A 17,788-nucleotide genomic window follows, 5' to 3' on the forward strand; every position below is an offset into this window, starting at 1 on the left:
TCTCCTCTTGAAGGCGCGCCAGCCGCAGCCGGCGCACCGGGTCACGCGATCGGTTTACTGGAACTTGTAGCCCACGGTGACACTGTAGCCGCGGCCGAAGATGGTGGCGTAATCGCTGGAATCGCCCAGGAAGCTGTTCGGGTCGTAGAACGGCAGGCGGTCGAACAGGTTCTTGACGGTGAAGCTGAGGTTCCAGGCATCGTCTGGGCGCCAGGTCACGCTCAGGTTGGCGGTCCACCACGACGGCACGCCATCACACTTGCTTTTTTCCAGGGCCAGGAAGCCGGCGGTGCAGGTCTGCGCGTTGTTGTCCACTTCGTCCACCTGGTCGCGCGCCCACTTGGTGCCGCCCACGTAGTTCACGAACATGCTGGTGGTCACCTGCTTGTAGGTCCAGTCGGCATTGAGCGTGGCACGCAGGCGCGGGTTGTTGTAGTAGCCCACCACATCGCCGTAGTACCAGCCGCTCTCTTCATCCATGTAGTAGCGGTTGCGGTTGGCGATGGTCGCTGCCAGGCCGATGTTCAGCCCGCCCCATTCGCCCAGCGAGAAGCGGCTGCGCGCATCCACGTCGAAGCCGTCGACCAGGGTCTTGCCGCGGTTCTTGTACTGGCCCACCACGCTGGCCACGTTGCCCACGCTGTAGCCGGGCAGCACGCCGGGGCAGGCCACGCCGCTGGCCGGGTCGGCACACATCGCGGCAAGCTGGGCCACGTTGGCACGGTCGGCGTCGGTGATCGGCGAGCGGGTGGAAGCGATGATGTCGGTGTCCTTGGTGAAATCCGGCGCGACGATTTCGTTGTCGCGGTAGATGAACCAGTAGTCGGCCGACACCGACAGCCAGCTGGCCGGCTCGTAGACGAAGCCGAGGGTGGCGATCTTCGCCTTTTCCGGCTTCAGGTCCTGGTTGGGCTGGGTCATGCGGGCCACGGTGCGGCTGCAATCCACGTTCAGCAGGCCCTTGCCCAGGTCGACATCGCCGGGGCGCTGCGATTTCAGCAGCAGGTTGGCGATCGCGTTGGTTTCGTCGCAGCGCACGTCGTCACGGTAGCCGCCCAGCTGGGCGAACACGCCGCCGCTGCCCGATTCGGCCAGGCTGGGTGCGCGGAAGCCGGTGGAATAGGTACCGCGCAGCATGAGCTGGTCGAACGCCTGGTACTTGAAGCCGATCTTCGGCGCCACGTTGGCCTTGAAGTTGGGGTACTTGTCCACGCGCAGCGCGGCGTCCAGTTCCAGCTTGTCGGTGATCGGCGCCACCGTTTCAGCAAACAGCGCATAGGTATTGCGCGCGCCATCGAACCACGAGCCGCCCTGCTGGGTGATCAGGCCCGCAGCGGCATCCGGGTTGCCGGGCGTGTAGAAGGTTTCGCGGCTGGCGTTGAAGCCGAACGCCGCGCGCATTTCACCGGCCGGCAGCTGCGCCAGCGGGCCTTCGATCTTGCCGTCCAGGGTGTGCAGGCGCGTCCATGACTGGATGTCGAAGGTCGGGAAGGCTTCGCGGATGAGTGCCGCGTTGGCGTCGCTTATCTCGCCGAACGTGTAGGCGGGGTGGTCGGAAATGATCACGCGGCCGGTGCCGGGGTCCACCGAGTACGGGCCGAAGGCTTTCTCGAAGCCCTTCAGGTTCACGTTGATGGTCTGGTAGGTGACCGAGTGCGTACCAGCGGTGGCGAACGCGGTTTCCCAGTTCCAGTCACCCACGTTGCCACGCGCGCCGGTCAGCACGCGGTAGCTCTGGTCGGTGTTGCGCTGGCCGAAGTAGTTCGGGCCGGCGTCCTGCAGCAGGTAGTTCAGACCCACCACGCCGCCCATCAGCGCCTTCAGTTCCGGGCTGGCGTGGTTGTACTCGTTGTTCGGGCCCAGGTAGGGGTACAGGAACTGGTTCACCGTGGTGCCGGTATCGCGCGAGAACCAGCTGCTGGGGTTGCCGGTGGTGGTGCCGTAGGCGCGTGGGGTTCCACCGTTGGCGCGCAGGTCGATGTCGGTGTAGGTCGCCTCGGCGAAGATTTCGGTGTTGTCGCCGACCAGGAAGGTGCCGTTGAGGTAGGCGGTGTTGCGCTCGGATTTGGCGCCGGCGTCGATCTCGTTGTTCATCCAGGTTTCCCAGACGCAGCTGGGGCCCGCGGCCTGCCCCTGCAGCACGTTCTGGCAGCCGGGTGCAGCTTCCTGCACACGGCGGCCGGTCACCGGATCAAAGGCGAAATAGGTACCCGGGTTGAACTGACCCGGCTTGCTGCCCACGCCCAGCCGAAGGTTGGTCAGGTAGTTGGGGTTGTTGACGTAGAACTGGTCCGGACGCTTGTCGTAGAAATCGGCCAGCGGAATCGCATCGCGGCGGTACATGTTCACCGCGCCGTACACGTTGAAGCGGTTTTCGGTCAGGTCACCGAAGCCGGCGGTGATGCTGGCCTGGCGTTCGCCATAGGAGTCGATGCGCGACGACGTGTCGTTGCTGAAGGTGATCTCCGCGCCCTGGAAATTGCGCTTGGTGATCACGTTGATGACACCGGCCACCGCATCGGTGCCGTACACCGCCGACGCGCCATCGGTCAGCACTTCCATGCGTTCGATGGCGGCGGCGGGAATGGCATCGATGTTGACGAACTGGGTCTGGAAGCCCGCCGGCGCGCCATAGTACGACAGGCGGCGGCCGTTCAGCAGCACCAGCGTGCCCTGCGCGCCGAGGCCGCGCAGGTTGGCCTGCGAGGCGCCGTCCGAACCGGTGAACAGCGAGCGCGAATCCTGCTGCGCAGGCCGCGCGGCCGGCAGGTTGTCCAGCACCTGCAGCAGCGTGCGCGCACCCATGTTCTGGATGTCCTGCTTGCTGATGACCTGCACCGGCGATGCGGTTTCAACGTCGGTGCGGCGGATGTTGGAGCCGGTGACTTCGATGCGGGCCAGGTCGGTGGCGTTGTCCTTGCTGTCCTGGGCGGCAGCAGGCAGGGCGATGGACAGCAGCACGCCGGCAATGGCCAGCGACAACGGGGCGAGCGAACGACAGGGCGGACGAGCATGGCGGGCGGGCAACATCGGGGTTCTCTCCTGGCAGGGGTGCGCGGCGGGTGGGCGGCGCGATAGCGATTGGCGGGCAAAACGCTCCCGGGCCACGGCTCTGGAGCCGTAGTCGGAATGGGCGGGGGAGGAGCGGTGTTACGTGGGGGTCATGGGGCGACGATGCTGGCGGAGTCGCCCTCCTGGCCGATCAGCACGGCGTTGGCCCAGTTGGCGCAGACCTGGGCGGGTTGGCTGCCCTGCGCACCCAGCGTGCGCAGGCTCAGGGTGGAAAGACCGCGGATATCCAGTTCCGGCTTGACCACGCCGGGCGCCTTCACCAGGCCGCTGTCGTACAGCAGGCGGCCATCGCCCCAGACCTGGAACTGCAGGCCCCCGGCGCTGCGGCAGGCGTCGTCGATGCCCAGGTCGGCGCGCAGCAGCTGCCAGCCACCCTGCAGGCGCAGGTCGATACGGCTGTTGGCAGCCACGCCCAGGCCACGGCGGAACTGCAGGCCGTTCATGCGCATGCCGGCGTCGCCACGGAAGGCGTGGTCGGCGCGCACCTGCTGGGCCAGGGCGGCCGGCACCGGCAGTTCCGAGAGAAAGCGCTGCTGGGCCGGCCGTTCTGGTGTCGGGTGTTCAAGGATATGGAAGGTGGACAGCGCGATCGGGCCCACATCGCGCGGCTGCAATGCGTCGAAAGCGCGGGCGCTGCCCTGTGCAGCGGTGACCATCGGATCGGTGCTGCTGGCGCCGTCGCCTTCGGGGTTCTGCACGCTCAGCACGCGGAAGCGCAGCAGGCGGCCGGCATGGGCGGGGAAGTCGATGCGCTGCACGCCTTCCTTCAGCTGCAGGCGGCCACGGGCGATGGGCTCACCCCACTCGCCGTTGCTGTCGCCCAGGTAGACCTCGTAGTCGCGTACCTGGCCGTGCTTCCAGTTCTTGTCGTTGCGCGGCGCGATGTCGATGCCATCGATCATCTTCCGCTCGCCGAAGCCGATCACCCACTCGTGGGCACCGGTGCGCACGGCCTGGTTGCGCACGCTGCGGAACCAGGTGCCCGGATCATCATCGAAGGCATTTTCCAGTGCATGGCCGGGCTCTTCGGCCGGGCGGTTGACCACCAGCAGACTGTCGGCCGGCAGTTCGCGGCCCAGCACCGGCGCGGCCGGGAAGGCATCGTCGGCGGCCGCCGCCGCTACGGCGAAGTCCAGCTGCAGCTGCAGCGGCTGGCGGATGTCCTGCGCGGCGGTGCGCACGTGCAGGGTGCCACGGCGCTCGCTGGCATCGAAGTACCAGCCTTCGGCAGCAGCCTTGAATGCGGCAGCATCGGCCAGCGCGGGCAGCGTGCGGCCACCGGTCTGCACCGCGCGCGGCGCCTGTCGGCTGAGCACACGCAGGCCATAGCGGCGCTGTGCCAGCTGGCCGTTGTAGCTGCCTTGCACTGCATCGATCTGCACCTGCACCGGGCCACTGCCCTGCGCCGGTGCCTGCACGCGCACCACCTGCGTGCTCGATTCGCCCTTCTGGTAGCGGCGCGTAGTGCCGTCATCTTCGTACAGCGTGTACTGCGCATCGCCCTGCGGGTACAGGTCGAAGGTCACTTCATCGAGCGGCTTCTCGCCATCGAACAGCATCGACGGGTACATCGGCAGGATGGCACCGGCGCGCACGAACACCGGCAGCGTGGCCAGATCCACTTGACGGTCGAGCTGGCGGCCCTCGGCCCCGACCTGCACGCGGCGGCCATCCCAGTAATCGATCCAGCCACCGGCGGGCAGATGGATGTCGCGGCGCCAGCCACGGCTGGCGGCCTGGCTGCGGTACACCGGCGCCACCAGCAGGTCGCGACCCAGCAGGAACTGGTACTTGTAGGTTTCATCCTGCGCATGCGGATCGCGCGGGTGGTCCCACATCAGGCCTCGCACCGGCGGCGCGCCGGTCTGCGCGGCCTCGTGCACCAGCCCGTACATGTACGGGGTCAGGCGCATCTTCAACTTCAGGTAATCGCGGTTGATGCTGCGGTAGGGTTCGTCGAACCACCACGGATGCTTGCGCGCGTTCGACGACCAGCCGCTCATGCCCATCAGCACCGGAGTGAACGCCTTCCACTGCAGGTCACGGGTGAAGGTTTCGGCGCTGCCACCGAAGATCGCATCGACGTCGCCGCTGGCGTAGGCCATGCCGGACAGGCCCGAACCGACCAGGGTCGGCACGTGCCAGCGGATGTAGTCCCAGCTGCTGCTCTGGTCGCCGGTCCAGGCCACCGCGTAACGCTGGATGCCGGCCCAACCCATCACCGTCCACAGGAACGGGCGCGAATCGGAATTGTCGAGGATGCCGTTGAAGGCCTGGCGGTTGGCGTCCATCGCGAACTGGTAGCCCTTGCCGGTCCAGGCCACGTCCAGCTTCTGCACGCGGCTGCCGGCCTTGCCCACTTCCCAGGCAATCTTGTCCACGCCGTTCTCGGTCCACAGACCGGTGCGGAAACCGTAGCGGGCAAGTCCCTTCACCGTTTCCGGCAACTGCTTGTAGCCGCAGCCGTAGCCATCGTTGGGCAGGATCCAGCCGCCGGGCATGTCGTGCTCGCGGTACTGCCTGGCCACGCTGTCGATCACATCGGGCGTGGTGCCGGTGGGGCCATCGCTCCAGCCTTCGGGCACGGTGCCGGGCTTTTTGCTGTTGTCGCCATCGTTGTAGCAATCGGCATCGCCGTAGGAGAGCGCCCAGCGCGCGACCATGTTCGGGCGGCCGGTCAGCTGGGTGTAGCGTTCGATCAGCTTCGGCAGGTCGGCACCGACGAAGTAATAGGCATCGAAACGGTCTTCGCGATGCAGCAGGGTGGCCTGGTCGGCCTGGCGCAAGTCGTAGCTGCCATCGCTCCAGGTGTTGCGCAGCATGCCCCAGCCACGGCTGCTGAGCAGCATCGGCGCCGGGCTGGGGCGGTCGCCCTCTTCCCAGCCGCCGGAGTAGGAGACCTCCAGTTCGCGACCCTTGAACTGGTAACGGCCGTTCTGCTGGCCACCACCGAAATAGCCTTCGTCGGCCTGCGAAGAGAGCACCTGCACGCTCTGCGTGGCATCCAGGTCCAGCGGCTGCAGTTCCTGCCACAGCGCGGTCAGCTGGCCGTTGTCCAGGCGTTCCAGGCGCAGGCGCAGCGGTTGCCGCTGCACGTGCAGCACCAGTGCGTCGGTGCGCACGCGGATTTCCTGCGCGTCTTCTTCCAGCTGCGCCTGCACGTTCGCCTTGGGCTGCGGCAGTACGATCGGCGCGGCCTTGTCGCCGGCGCCGGTGAGCGTGCCCTTGCGGCCGGCCTGCACGCGGATGATGTCGGCCGCCGGCAATTCGATGCGCAGGCGGGTGCCGTTGTCGGTCTGCAGGTCCCAGCCGCGCAGCCCGTCGCGGCTGTCGCTGGCGGTGATCGAACGCAGGTTGCCCACGGGTTCGGCGCGGGCCGATGTCGCTGCCAGCATCAAGGCCGGCAGCAGCGCCAGCAGCAGCGGCGAGCGACGAACGCAGTTCTCCACACAGACTCCCAACCCGTTCACCGGGCGTTTCGAAAGCGGTTGGGCCGACTCTAGGGCAGCGATTCGAAAGATGTCAACAAATTGAAAGTAAAAAGGAAGATTTATCTCCCAGAAACGAAAGATGATGCGCCGCAATACTTTGTGTAATCGCTTGCAGGCACCTATTAAGCGTTGTGCGATACGGCATTCCGCCGTTTCTTTCGTCTGCGTGCCACGCACTGGCAGGGCAAACCCGCCACGCCATTTTCTTTTCTTTTGCTTTCGATATTTGACATTTCGAAAGAAAACGCAGATGGTGCGCTGGCCCAACTGGAACCTCTGAATGGACGTCACCCTGCTTTCCGATGTGTCCGCCTGGCAGCGCCTTGGCGGAGCCGACACCGCTGCCGAGATCGCCCAGCAGCCGGCGCTGTGGGAATCCCTGGCGCAGGAACTGTCGCGTGCCCGCGACCGCCTGCAGGCCTTCCTTGGCGACAGCCTCAACGATCCGAACCAGCGCGTGCTGTTCACCGGCGCCGGCAGCTCCGGCTTCATTGCCGAAATGGTGGCCGATGCGATCAATGCGCAGTGGCCGGCCGAGGTGCGCGTGGTGCACACCACCAGCCTGCTGACCCACCCGGCGCTGTACCTGCAGCGCGACCGCCCCACCCTGCTGGTGTCGTTCGGGCGCAGCGGTTCCAGCCCGGAAAGCGTGGCCGCGGTGGACCGCGTGCGCAGCGACGTGGCGCAGGCACGCTTCCTGGACATCACCTGCAATGCCGATGGCGAACTGGCCCGGCGTGGCGCCGGTCGTGCCGATACCTGCACCCTGCTGATGCCCTCGGCCAGCTGCGACCGCGCGTTTGCGATGACCAGCAGCCTGACCTGCATGCTGCTGGCCGCGCTGACCGTGTTTGACCGCGCGCCGTGGGATGACCGCGTCGCGCGCCTGAAGCAGATTGCCGCGCTCGGCCGCGAAGGCCTGGCCGCCTGGGATGCACCGGTGGCGGCACTGGCGCAGCGCCCCTTCAACCGGGTGATCTACCTGGCCAGCGGCCCGCTGGAAGCACTGGCCCGGGAAAGCGCGCTGAAAGTGCTGGAGCTGACCGCCGGCCGCGTGCTGGCGCTGGCCAACACGCCGCTGGGTTTCCGCCATGGCCCGAAATCGACGCTGGATGCACAGACCCTGGTGGTGGTGCTGCGCAGCGGCCAGGCGCTGGCCCGCCGCTACGAACAGGACCTGCTGGAAGAGCTGCGCCGTGACGGCGTGGCCGGCCAGGTGCTGGCCATCGGTCCGCATGCGGATATCGGCGCCGATGATGACTACACCCTGGCGGTGCCAGCGCTTGATGATCCGTGGCTGGCGCCGGTGTGGCTGGGTTTTGCCCAGCTGTACGCGCTGCAGCGCTCGGCCGCGCTGGGTCTGACCCCGGACAACCCGTTCCCCGACGGCACCGTCAACCGCGTCGTGCAGGGCGTCACCATCCACCATGGCTGAGCTGATCGCCCACGCCTGCTACGGCATCGATATCGGCGGGACCAAGATTGAACTGGTGGCCTGCGATACGACCTTGCAGGTCAGCTGGCGCCGCCGCGTGGCCACGCCGCAGGGCGACTACGCCGGTTTTCTGCAGGCGGTGGCCGCACTGGTGGCCGAGGCCGATACCGCGCTCGGCAGCCCGGCCGCGGCCATCGGCATTGCCCTGCCCGGCGTGCGTGACCGGCGCACTGGCCGGCAACTGAGCGCGAACGTGCCGGCGCTGACCGGTCAGCCCGTGGCCGCCGATCTGCAGGCGCGCCTGCAGCGTCCGCTGCACTTCGGCAACGACCTGCAGTGTTTCGCATTGTCCGAGGCGCACGGTGGTGCTGCAGAGGGTTACCCCAGCATGTTCGGCGCCATTCTCGGCACCGGGGCCGGCGGCGGCTTCTGTCTGCACGGTCGCCTGCTGTCCGGCTTCAACGGCCTGGCCGGCGAGTGGGGCCACTGGAGCGTGCCCGGTCACCTGCTGCAGCGCCACGGCCTGCCGCTGATCGCATGCGCCTGTGGTCTGCAGGGCTGCGTGGAGCGCTACGTGTCCGGCAGCGGCCTGGCCATGATCGAGCGCCACCTGGGCGGCAGCGCCGCCGATGCCAGCGCCGTGATCGCCAACGCCGAAGCAGGCGATGCGCGTGCACGGCAGGCACTGGATATCCACCGCGACCTGCTGGGCCACAGCCTGGCCGCCCTGGTGCTGGCGCTGGACCCGCACGTGATCGTGCTCGGCGGTGGCCTGTCGCAGTACGCGCCGCTGTACCAGCAGCTGCCCGCCGCCGTCGCCGCGCATCTGTTCAACGGCGTGCAGGTGCCGCCCATCGTGCCGCCACGCTTCGGCGATGCCGGTGGCGCACGCGGCGCCGCCCTGCTGGCCTGCCACCCCTCGCTTTCCTGATCGACCGGAGCCTGACCATGTCCCCGCTGCAGACCCTGCTTGCTTCCCACCGTGCCGGTGCCAACGTTGGCCTGTACAGCGTCTGCTGCAGCAACGAACAGGTGCTGCGCGCGGCCATGCACGTGGCCTTGGCGCATGGCACGGTGCTGCTGATCGAAGCCACCTCCAACCAGGTGGACCAGTTTGGCGGCTACACCGGCATGACGCCGCCGCAGTACCGCGACTACGTGGGCGCACTGGCCGACGGAGAAGGTTTCCCGCGCGAGCGCTTGATACTGGGCGGTGACCACCTGGGTCCCAATGCCTGGCAGAAGCGCCCCGCCGCCGAAGCAATGACCCATGCACGCGTGCTGATCGAAGCCTACGTGGCCGCCGGTTTCCACAAGATCCACCTGGACTGCAGCATGTCCTGCGCCGACGACCCGGTGCCGCTGCCCGATGCCATCGTCGCCGCGCGTTCGGCCGAGCTGGCCGAGATTGCCGAACGCACCGCTGCCGAGCACGGCCTGCCGCCACCGGTCTACGTGATCGGTACCGAAGTGCCGATTCCCGGTGGCGAAGCCTCGCTGGCCGAAGGCCTGCAGGTGACCACGCCGGCCGCCGCTGCGCAGACGCTGGCCATCCACCAGCACGCCTTCGATACGCCGCAGCTGCGCGACGCTTGGCAGCGGGTGATCGCCATGGTGGTGCAGCCGGGCGTGGACTTCGACCACAGCAGCGTGCACGAATACGACCCGGCGGCAGCCAGCGCGCTGGCCGACTTCCTGGAACAGCAGCCGCGCATCGTCTTCGAAGCGCATTCCACCGATTACCAGCGCGAAAGCGGCCTGCACGCGCTGGTGCGCGATCACTTCGCCATCCTCAAGGTGGGCCCGGCGGCCACCTTCGCCTACCGCGAAGCGCTGTTCGCACTGGCCGCGATCGAGGCCGAGCTGCTGCCGGCCGCACAGTGTTCACGCCTGCCGCAGGTGCTGGACGCGGTGATGGTGGCGCAGCCGAAGTACTGGCAGTCGTACTACCAGGGTGACGACGCCGCGCTGCGCCTGCTGCGCGCGTTCTCCTTCAGCGACCGCTGCCGCTACTACTGGGGCGAACCGGCGCTGATGCAGGCGGTGCAGACCCTGTTTGCCAATCTGGAACAGCAGGCGCCGCCGCTGGTGCTGCTCAGCCAGTACCTGCCCGAGCAGTACCGCGCGGTGCGCGAAGGCGCCCTGGCCAATACCCCCAGCGCGCTGGTGCAGCATCGCATCGGCCAGTGCCTGGGCGAATATGCGCGTGCGTGCAGCGGCAACCAGGCCGGGGCCCGCAAGCAGAACGCAAGTTCTGCCAGCGTTCTTGCGAACAGCTAATCTCTACCTTTCACACGAAACCGAGAGATGGCCATGCGCAACACCCGCTCCCGCCGCCAACAGATCCTGCAGCGCCTGATCGAACACGGCACCGTGCAGGTGGCTGACCTGGTGGAGCGCTATGGCGTATCGGCGGTGACCATCCGCGCCGACCTGACCCACTTCGAGGCGCAGGGCCTGGCCAACCGCACCCACGGTGGCGCCACCTTGGTGCGCACCCCGCCGCAGGAACAGGACATCCATGAAAAGGATGCGCTGAACCTTCCGCTGAAGGAATCGATCGGCGCGCGCGCCGCGCGGCTGGTGCAGGGCGGTGACAACATCATCATCGACTCCGGCTCCACCACCATGACCCTGGCCCGCCACCTGCGCGGCCACCGCGATGTGACCGTGATGACCAACGGCCTGAACATCGCCTGGGAACTGGCCAACGCGCCGGGCATCAACGTGCTGCTGACCGGCGGCCTGCTGCGCCAGCAGTCGCTGTCGCTGCAGGGCAGCCAGGCCGAGGCCAGCCTCAATTCCTACAGTTTCGACACCCTGTTCCTGGGCGTGGACGGCCTGGACCTGCAGTTCGGCCTGACCACCCACGACGAAGCCGAAGCGCGCCTCAACCACCGCATGGTGGAACGCGCGCGGCGCATCGTGGTGCTCACCGATGCGTCCAAGTTTGGCCGCGTCAGCCTGCACCGCATCGCCCGCCTGGACCAGATCCACGCCGTCATCACCGATCCGGGCATCGACGAGGCCACCCGCGAGGGGCTGCAGCGGCTGGGCATCGAAGTGATCATCGCCGAGACACCGCCATGAACCCGACACGCACCCTGTACGGCCGCATCCTGACCCCGCTGGGCTGGCGACGCGGCCACATCCACTTCGATTCACACGTGCGCCAGCTGCAGGTGGATGACCACAGCGGCGCGGATGATCTGCAGCTGCCGGTGATCCTGCCCGGCTTCATCGACCTGCACGTGCACGGTGCGGCGGGCGTGGACCTGATGCAGGGCGGCGACGTGGCGCGCACCATCGCCCGCACCCATACCCGGTTCGGCACCACTACCCTGCTGGCCACCACCATGACCGCCGGGCTGGACGAGATCGAACACGCCCTGCGTGGCGTCGCTGCGGCCCAGGCCGCGCCGCAGGCCGATGCCGCGCGCATTGCCGGCGTGCATCTGGAAGGGCCCTTCATCAGTCCACAGCGATTGGGCGCACAGCCCAACCGCACCATCGAGGCCACGCTGGCAATGGTGCAGCAGCTGCATGCGCTCGCGCCGATCCGGGTGATGACGCTGGCCCCGGAAATCGGCGAGCACACCGCACTGATTCCCGCACTGGCGGCGATGGGCATCCGTGTGCAGCTGGGCCACAGTGCCGGCACCTACGAAGAAGGCGTGGCCGCCTTGCAGGCCGGCGCCTCGGGGTTCACCCATCTGTTCAATGGCATGACCGGCGTTGACCACTACCGCCCGGGCATTGCCGCCGCCGCGCTGGCGCATGCGCAGTACGCGGAAATCATTCCCGACCTGCAGCATATCCACCCCGGCGTGATCCGCCTGGCTGCGCGCGCGATTCCGCGCCTGTACGCGGTGACCGATGCGACCGCTGCCACCGGCATGCCCGATGGCGAATACGCGCTGGGCGAACAGCGCGTGCACAAGTGCGGCGGCTGCGTGCGCCTGGCCAGCGGCTCGCTGGCCGGCAGCGCGCTGACCATGGACCAGGCACTGCGCAACCTGGTGCAGGTGGGCCTGGACCTGGCCGACGCCGCGCAGCGTGTGTCCACCTTCCCGGCCGATTACCTGGGCCTGCAGGATCGCGGCCGCATTGCGCCCGACACCCTGGCCGACCTGGTGGTGCTCGACGCCAGCCTGCGCCTGCAGCAGGTGGTGGTGGGTGGGCACGCGGTTGACCTCAACGCTGCACCGGCCTGACGTACCACGCCTTTGTGGAGTCGAGCCATGCTCGACTGATCGTGCGCGTTACCGGAACGAAACGCAGTCGAGCATGGCTCGACTCTACAGAAGCAATCCGCACTGAAACGCCGCACAGGAAACCTGTCGATGACTGCACGTACTGCTCCGCGCTGGCCCGTTCGCTATCTGCTGTTCATCGGTGGCCTGGGGGGCCTGCTGTACGGCATCGACATCGGCATCATTGCCGGCGCCCTGCCCTATCTGGAAGCCACCGCCAGCCAGGCCTGGCACCTGAGCAGCCAGCAGCTCGGCTTCGTGGTGGCGGCGGTGCTGCTGGGCAGCGTGCTGTCCTCGCTGTTCGCCGGGCTGGTGGCCGATCTGATCGGCCGCCGTGGCGCCATGCTGCTGGCCGGCGTGCTGTTCACCGCCTCGATTCCGATCATGGCACTCGCTTCGGGCTACACGCCGCTGCTGCTGGGGCGCCTGCTGCAAGGCATCAGCGGCGGTCTGATCGGCGTGGTGGTGCCGCTGTACCTGGCCGAAGTACTCAGCCCGGAACGGCGCGGCCGTGGCGCGGCCATGTTCCAGTTGCTGCTGACCATTGGTCTGGTGTTGGCCGCGTTGATCGGTCTGTACCAGGCCCATGCAGTGGATGCGGCCACCGAAGCGGCGCTGCGCCTGCCCGACGCACAGCAGGCGCAGGCACTGTTCGCGGCCAAGGACCATGCCTGGCGCACCATTTTCTGGAGCTGCCTGACCCCGGGCATCGTGTTCTGCGTGGGTCTGTTCTGGCTGTCTGAATCCCCGCGCTGGCTGGTGCGCCGTGGGCGCGTTGACGACGCGCGGCGCAGCCTGCAGCGCGTACTGGCGCCCGAGCAGGTGGAGGCCACGCTGGCCCAGATCCAGGCACCGGATACCCGCAGTGCCGACGGCAGGCGCGAGCCGCTGCTCAGCCGCCGCTACGTGAAGCCCTTCCTGCTGGCCTGCGTGGTGCTGGCCTGCACCCAGGCCACCGGCATCAATTCGGTGCTGGCCTATGCGGTGAACATCCTCAACCAGGCAGGTCTGTCGGGTTCGGTGGCCAATGGTGCCGACGTGGCCATCAAGCTGCTCAATGCGTTGATGACGGTGGCTGCGCTGCTGCTGGTTGATCGCAAAGGCCGCAAGTTCCTGCTGATGCTCGGCAGTGGTGGCATCTGCGTGGCGCTGCTGGCGGCCGCCACTCTGTTCTTCCAGGCCGAGCGAGGCCGTGCCGATGTGCAGCCGCAGTTGCACGCGGCCGTACAGGGTGATGGGCTGCGCCTGGTGCTGGATGACGCGCAGTGGCAGCAGCTGGGCGCGGGCATCGACCGCAAAGGGCGGCCGCTGCAGCTGACGGTGTCCTACGCCTACGGCGATTTCACCAACGTGCGCGCGTTGCGCAGCGACAATCCGGGTGACCGCGAACTGCGCATCGAGCGTGCCGGCACCGTGCAGCCGGACAGCGTGATCGGTACGTTCTTCCGCCGCCTGCACCTGAATCCCTTCGCCGACCCAGCCAGTGCCGCGCAGGCACCGCTGCGCATCGAGCAGGCACGCATCGGGCCGGTACCGCCGCCGGCCCATGGCTGGGCCGTGGCCGCCTGCATCCTGGTGTTCGTCGCCTTCTTCGCGGTTGGCCCGGGTGTATGCGTGTGGCTGGCGCTGTCCGAGCTGATGCCCAACCGCATCCGCTCCAACGGCATGAGCATCGCGCTGCTGATCAACCAGTTCGTTTCGACCACGATTGCGGCGCTGTTCCTGCCCACCGTGGGCCACCATGGCTACGCCAGCATGTTCCTGTTATGGGCCGGCTGCACCTTCGTGTTCTTCCTGGTGGCCGCGCTGTGGCTGCCGGAAACCAAGGGCAAATCGCTGGAAGAGATCGAAGCGCACTTCCGGTAAGCGGTTGGACGCTTTGCCAGGTGGCGGTCGACCGCCCCGTCTGGTAGCGGTCGACCTTGGTCCACCGTCGCGCGCCGCGCGGGCTTGACGCGAACAGCAGTCGAGCATGCTCGACTCTACCGGGCTCCGCATTGCCTGGTAGCGGTCGACCTTGGTCGACCGTCGCGCGGGCCTCTCGCGAACAGCAGTCAGGCAACCCCGACGCTACGTCAGCCTGCGCAGTTTCAACGCCACCACAATCTGCAATACCCCATACACCAGGCTGCCAATGCCGATCCACAGTGTGGTCACTGCCAGGCCTGTCACCGGGTTGGCAGCAAGAAGCACGCCCAGAACTACGGCCAGCACGCCGCTGAGTATCAGCAGCCACTCACCCTGGATCTGCTTGCGCACGCGGATGGCGAACACGATGCGGTACAGCCCGGCCACCAGCAGCCACACGGCCAGCAGCAGCACCAGCACACTGGCGGTGGCCAGCGGATTGATGATTGCCAGAATGCCGAAACCAAGCGACGCCAGCGCATACAGCAACAGCCAGCCGCGCGGTGCGCCACTGCCACCCGTGATCAGCGCCAGCAGACTGATCACCCCTTCGGCAATGGCCATCACGCCCAGCACCCAGGCCAGTGCGGTGGCCGCCGACAGCGGCCAGCCCACTGCGGTGATGCCGAACCCCAGCGCAACCACGCCGTACAGCAGCAGGATCGGCCAGCTGCGGCCAATGGCCGACACCAGCGATGGGCGGGACGAGTCCGGAGACAGCATGACCACTCCTTCGATCAGGATCCAATCTGCATCCTAGCGCCAGAACCCATGACGACACTGTCATGGCCCCGGCGCGCGGACCTGCTGTCCTCGACACCGACGGGGCAACTCGACTGGGTAGAGTCGACTAGCCTTCATCAGATTGCGAAAAACCCCGCGCTACGCGCGACAGGCGACGCTACCGGCATGCTTCACAGCGCCGTGAGCCGCACACCATCCGGGCATGCTCACGGCACCCGCGCGCAGACCCAGGCACGCACCTCGCCCACGCCCACCAGCTTCAGCGTCTCGGCGATTTCCAGCAGTGTGCTGCCGGTGGTCATCACGTCATCCACCAGCGTCACCCGCGCCGGCACCGGCCCGCGCACGTCGAAGGCATCGAACAGGTTGTCCCTGCGCTGCTCGGCACTGCGTTCGGACTGCGGCGCGGTATGGCGGCGGCGGTACAACCCGCGCCACACCGGCTGCTGCAGAAACCGGCACAGCTCACCGGCCTGGTTGTAGCCGCGCTGGCGCAGGCGTCGGCGATGCAGCGGCACCGGCGCCAGCGGCGGACAGGTCCACGCCGGTGGATGGCGCAGCATCAGCTGCGCCAGCAGTCGCCCGGCCGCCAGGTCGTGGTGGAACTTGAAGCGCAGCAGCAGCTGGTCCACCGGCGGCAGGTACAACAGGCTGGCGTGCGTGGCCGCCTGCGGCGGTGGTTCGTCGCGGCAGGTCCCGCACACCGGCAGCGCGGTATCGGGCAGCGGCAGCGCGCAGCGGTGGCAGGCATGGCCTGACCAGGGGATATCGGCAAGGCACGCGGCGCATAGATCCAGGCCATCATGGCCGGGCTCGCCGCAGACCAGGCAGTGCAGGGGCAGCAGGGCACGTTGAACCCACCCAGCCATGAACAGCAGCCGCTTTGTCAGCATCCATCCAGTCTGCGTGCTGACGGTAGCCAGGGGCATCGGGAATGTGCCCGTCGTGCTGTCGGTCTCCTTTCCTTCCGCCGGCCGGGCAACACGTCGACACAGACGCTGCACAAAGCCGCTGCTAGCGTTCACCCTCTGCATCTCACTCCTCTGCGGAATCAAGATGAACAAGCGCACCCGGATCGTCATTGTCGTACTGGTCGTCGGCATTTTGGCCATGGCCCTGCCCACGGTGCTGTGGTACGTCAAACAGGGCGAAACCCACGACCCCGGCCTGCAGAAGGAGGCGCAGAAAATGCAGCAGGAGCAGGCCAGACCTTGAGCGATCCGATGCAGTACAAAGCGTCGTCGCCCGATTGGCTTCCCGCCCAATGGAGCGTACTGCCGCGCGATTTCTACCGGCGCCATCCCACCCTGGTTGCACCGCAGCTGTTGAACAAGCTGATCGTGCGTGATGACGGGCGTGCCGCACGCATCGTGGAAGTGGAGGCGTATGCCGGCAGCGAAGATCCCGCCGCGCACTCCTATCGCGGGCAGACCGCGCGCAACGCCACGATGTTCGGCGAGGCCGGTCATCTGTATGTGTACTTCACCTATGGCATGCACTGGGGCAGCAACGCGGTGTGTGGAGAAGTCGGCGAAGGTGTCGGCGTACTGCTGAGGGCGGCCGAACCCGTGGCCGGCGTGGCGGCCATGCAGGCGGCGCGGCCTGCTGCCAGGCGTGAGCGCGATCTTGCCAGCGGGCCCGGCAAACTTTCCCAAGCTTTCGGCATTACCCGCGATCTGGATGGTGCGGACCTGGTCGGTGCTGACCGCGGCATCGTCATCGCCTCCGACGGCACGCCACCACCGGCATCGCCCGCGGTGGGGCCGCGCATCGGCATCAGCCGCGCCGTGGAGTTCCCTTGGCGCTGGCATGTACCGGACCACCCCCACGTGTCCGTGCGGCCGCGACGCAGCTGACGCTGCGCTGCCCACATGGTGGGTCGCTAGACCCCCAGCAACGGCGGCATCACCTCCACCAGCCAATCGATGAACACCCGCAGCCGCGGGCTGACATGGCGGTTGTCGGGGTACACCACGTGAAACGGATACGACGCCGGCCGCCACGGCTGCAGCACCTCCACCAGCGCCTTGCTGTGCAGTGCGGCGCTGGCGGCATAACCGAAGGTCTGCACCAGGCCCAGGCCCGCCACCGCGGCGGCCAGATGGCCATTGCTTTCGTTGATGCCCAGGCGGTGCTCGGCCTTGATCTCGAAGGCACCGTCGGGGCCCCGGAAGCGGAACGGCACGGCGCGCCCGTTCGACGGCAGCAGATAGCTGATCAAGCGGTGCCCATTGCGCAGTTCTTCCGGATACGCCGGCACCCCATGCGCCTTCAGATAGGCCGGGCTGGCGCAGGTGATCAGGCGCGCATCACCGAGGTGCCGTGCGACCAGCGATGAGTCATCCAGCGCACCGCCGCGGATCACACAATCCACGTTCTCGCCGATCAGATTCACCGTGCGGTCGGACACGCCCAGCTCGATGCGGATGTCCGGGTAGCGCGCCATGAACGCCGGCAGCAGCGGAATCAGCACGTCCCGCGCGGTGGAACCACCGATGTCCACTCGCAGCACGCCGCGCGGCGCTCCGCGTGCCGCACTGAACGAGGCATCGACATCCTGCAGGTCGCGCAGCAGGCGACCGGCCTTCTCGTAGTAAGTCTGGCCTTCGGCGGTCACCGCCACCCGGCGCGTGGTCCGCTGCAGCAGCCGCACCCCCAGGTGCGCCTCCAGCTCGCGTACCAGTTTGCTCAGCGAAGTGGTGGGCATGTCCAGTGAATCGGCGGCGCGGGTGAAGCTGCCGGTCTCGACCACACGGGCGAAGGCATGGATGGCGTTGAGCTGGTTCATGCGGTCGATTATGCACACACATGCACAGTGATTGTCATTGTGCATGGTTTATCGCCCAGCCGGGGCCGCCCATCATTCTCCCACCCGCTGCCACCTC

General features: G+C 67.5%; 13 protein-coding genes. 8 read left to right on the forward strand and 5 right to left on the reverse strand.

Annotated elements, in window-relative coordinates; all coding sequences use genetic code 11:
• Window positions 1-54: 54 nt before the first annotated feature.
• Entirely contained in the window at window positions 55-3,030 is a 2,976-nt protein-coding gene (locus C1922_RS19080) for a TonB-dependent receptor (RefSeq protein WP_108751215.1), read from the reverse strand.
• Between the two features lie 131 nt (window positions 3,031-3,161).
• Complete coding sequence (locus C1922_RS19085; protein WP_108751216.1) at window positions 3,162-6,521, reverse strand: TIM-barrel domain-containing protein; 3,360 nt, start codon at window positions 6,519-6,521, stop codon at window positions 3,162-3,164.
• A 322-nt stretch (window positions 6,522-6,843) separates the two neighbouring features.
• On the opposite strand from C1922_RS19085, the gene C1922_RS19090 reads away from it, so the two are divergent.
• The 6 genes from C1922_RS19090 to C1922_RS19115 all read left to right on the forward strand — a co-directional run bounded on the left by C1922_RS19090 (window position 6,844) and on the right by C1922_RS19115 (window position 14,117).
• Window positions 6,844-7,998, forward strand: coding sequence for an SIS domain-containing protein (locus tag C1922_RS19090; RefSeq protein ID WP_108751217.1), 1,155 nt, complete (start codon window positions 6,844-6,846; stop codon window positions 7,996-7,998).
• On the forward strand, window positions 7,991-8,929 hold the full coding sequence (locus tag C1922_RS19095; RefSeq protein WP_108751218.1) for an ROK family protein: 939 nt from the start codon (window positions 7,991-7,993) through the stop codon (window positions 8,927-8,929). Before C1922_RS19090 ends, C1922_RS19095 begins: the two co-directional genes overlap by 8 nt.
• 17 nt (window positions 8,930-8,946) lie before the next feature.
• The gene (locus C1922_RS19100; protein WP_108751219.1) at window positions 8,947-10,278 is read left to right on the forward strand and encodes a D-tagatose-bisphosphate aldolase, class II, non-catalytic subunit; all 1,332 of its coding nucleotides are present in this window, start codon (window positions 8,947-8,949) and stop codon (window positions 10,276-10,278) included.
• Window positions 10,279-10,311: 33 nt separating this feature from the next.
• Complete coding sequence (locus C1922_RS19105) at window positions 10,312-11,088, forward strand: DeoR family transcriptional regulator (RefSeq protein ID WP_108751658.1); 777 nt, start codon at window positions 10,312-10,314, stop codon at window positions 11,086-11,088.
• The gene (gene nagA / locus C1922_RS19110) at window positions 11,085-12,212 is read left to right on the forward strand and encodes an N-acetylglucosamine-6-phosphate deacetylase (RefSeq protein WP_108751220.1); all 1,128 of its coding nucleotides are present in this window, start codon (window positions 11,085-11,087) and stop codon (window positions 12,210-12,212) included. Before C1922_RS19105 ends, nagA begins: the two co-directional genes overlap by 4 nt.
• 129 nt (window positions 12,213-12,341) lie before the next feature.
• Window positions 12,342-14,117, forward strand: a complete 1,776-nt coding sequence (locus tag C1922_RS19115; protein ID WP_108751221.1) for an MFS transporter — start codon at window positions 12,342-12,344, stop codon at window positions 14,115-14,117.
• Between the two features lie 204 nt (window positions 14,118-14,321).
• Here C1922_RS19115 and C1922_RS19120 read toward each other — a convergent pair whose 3' ends face one another.
• The gene (locus tag C1922_RS19120; RefSeq protein ID WP_108751222.1) at window positions 14,322-14,882 is read right to left on the reverse strand and encodes a DUF308 domain-containing protein; all 561 of its coding nucleotides are present in this window, start codon (window positions 14,880-14,882) and stop codon (window positions 14,322-14,324) included.
• 227 nt (window positions 14,883-15,109) lie between these two features.
• Window positions 15,110-15,772 carry a ComF family protein gene (locus C1922_RS19125; protein WP_234413397.1) on the reverse strand — a complete coding sequence of 221 codons (663 nt, stop codon included), beginning with the start codon at window positions 15,770-15,772 and terminating at the stop codon, window positions 15,110-15,112.
• Between the two features lie 187 nt (window positions 15,773-15,959).
• Here C1922_RS19125 and C1922_RS20450 point away from each other — a divergent pair, with 187 nt between their 5' ends.
• The gene (locus C1922_RS20450; protein ID WP_159092042.1) at window positions 15,960-16,118 is read left to right on the forward strand and encodes a hypothetical protein; all 159 of its coding nucleotides are present in this window, start codon (window positions 15,960-15,962) and stop codon (window positions 16,116-16,118) included.
• Between the two features lie 8 nt (window positions 16,119-16,126).
• On the forward strand, window positions 16,127-16,759 hold the full coding sequence (locus tag C1922_RS19135) for a DNA-3-methyladenine glycosylase (protein WP_108751224.1): 633 nt from the start codon (window positions 16,127-16,129) through the stop codon (window positions 16,757-16,759).
• A 26-nt stretch (window positions 16,760-16,785) separates the two neighbouring features.
• Here the strand turns inward: C1922_RS19135 and C1922_RS19140 are convergent, their stop codons facing one another.
• Entirely contained in the window at window positions 16,786-17,691 is a 906-nt protein-coding gene (locus C1922_RS19140) for a LysR family transcriptional regulator (RefSeq protein ID WP_108751225.1), read from the reverse strand.
• Window positions 17,692-17,788: the final 97 nt, after the last annotated feature.

It is taken from the genome of Stenotrophomonas sp. ZAC14D2_NAIMI4_7 (assembly GCF_003086675.1).
In the GTDB taxonomy this organism is placed as follows: domain Bacteria; phylum Pseudomonadota; class Gammaproteobacteria; order Xanthomonadales; family Xanthomonadaceae; genus Stenotrophomonas.

Coding starts and splice junctions, on each gene's coding strand:
- C1922_RS19080 (WP_108751215.1), bottom strand. CDS start 3,030: ATGTTGCCCGCCCGCCATGCTCGTCCGCCCTGTCGTTCGCTCGCCCCG.
- C1922_RS19090 (WP_108751217.1), top strand. CDS start 6,844: ATGGACGTCACCCTGCTTTCCGATGTGTCCGCCTGGCAGCGCCTTGGC.
- C1922_RS19095 (WP_108751218.1), top strand. CDS start 7,991: ATGGCTGAGCTGATCGCCCACGCCTGCTACGGCATCGATATCGGCGGG.
- C1922_RS19100 (WP_108751219.1), top strand. CDS start 8,947: ATGTCCCCGCTGCAGACCCTGCTTGCTTCCCACCGTGCCGGTGCCAAC.
- C1922_RS19105 (WP_108751658.1), top strand. CDS start 10,312: ATGCGCAACACCCGCTCCCGCCGCCAACAGATCCTGCAGCGCCTGATC.
- nagA (WP_108751220.1), top strand. CDS start 11,085: ATGAACCCGACACGCACCCTGTACGGCCGCATCCTGACCCCGCTGGGC.
- C1922_RS19115 (WP_108751221.1), top strand. CDS start 12,342: ATGACTGCACGTACTGCTCCGCGCTGGCCCGTTCGCTATCTGCTGTTC.
- C1922_RS19120 (WP_108751222.1), bottom strand. CDS start 14,882: ATGCTGTCTCCGGACTCGTCCCGCCCATCGCTGGTGTCGGCCATTGGC.
- C1922_RS19125 (WP_234413397.1), bottom strand. CDS start 15,772: ATGGCTGGGTGGGTTCAACGTGCCCTGCTGCCCCTGCACTGCCTGGTC.
- C1922_RS20450 (WP_159092042.1), top strand. CDS start 15,960: ATGAACAAGCGCACCCGGATCGTCATTGTCGTACTGGTCGTCGGCATT.
- C1922_RS19135 (WP_108751224.1), top strand. CDS start 16,127: ATGCAGTACAAAGCGTCGTCGCCCGATTGGCTTCCCGCCCAATGGAGC.
- C1922_RS19140 (WP_108751225.1), bottom strand. CDS start 17,691: ATGAACCAGCTCAACGCCATCCATGCCTTCGCCCGTGTGGTCGAGACC.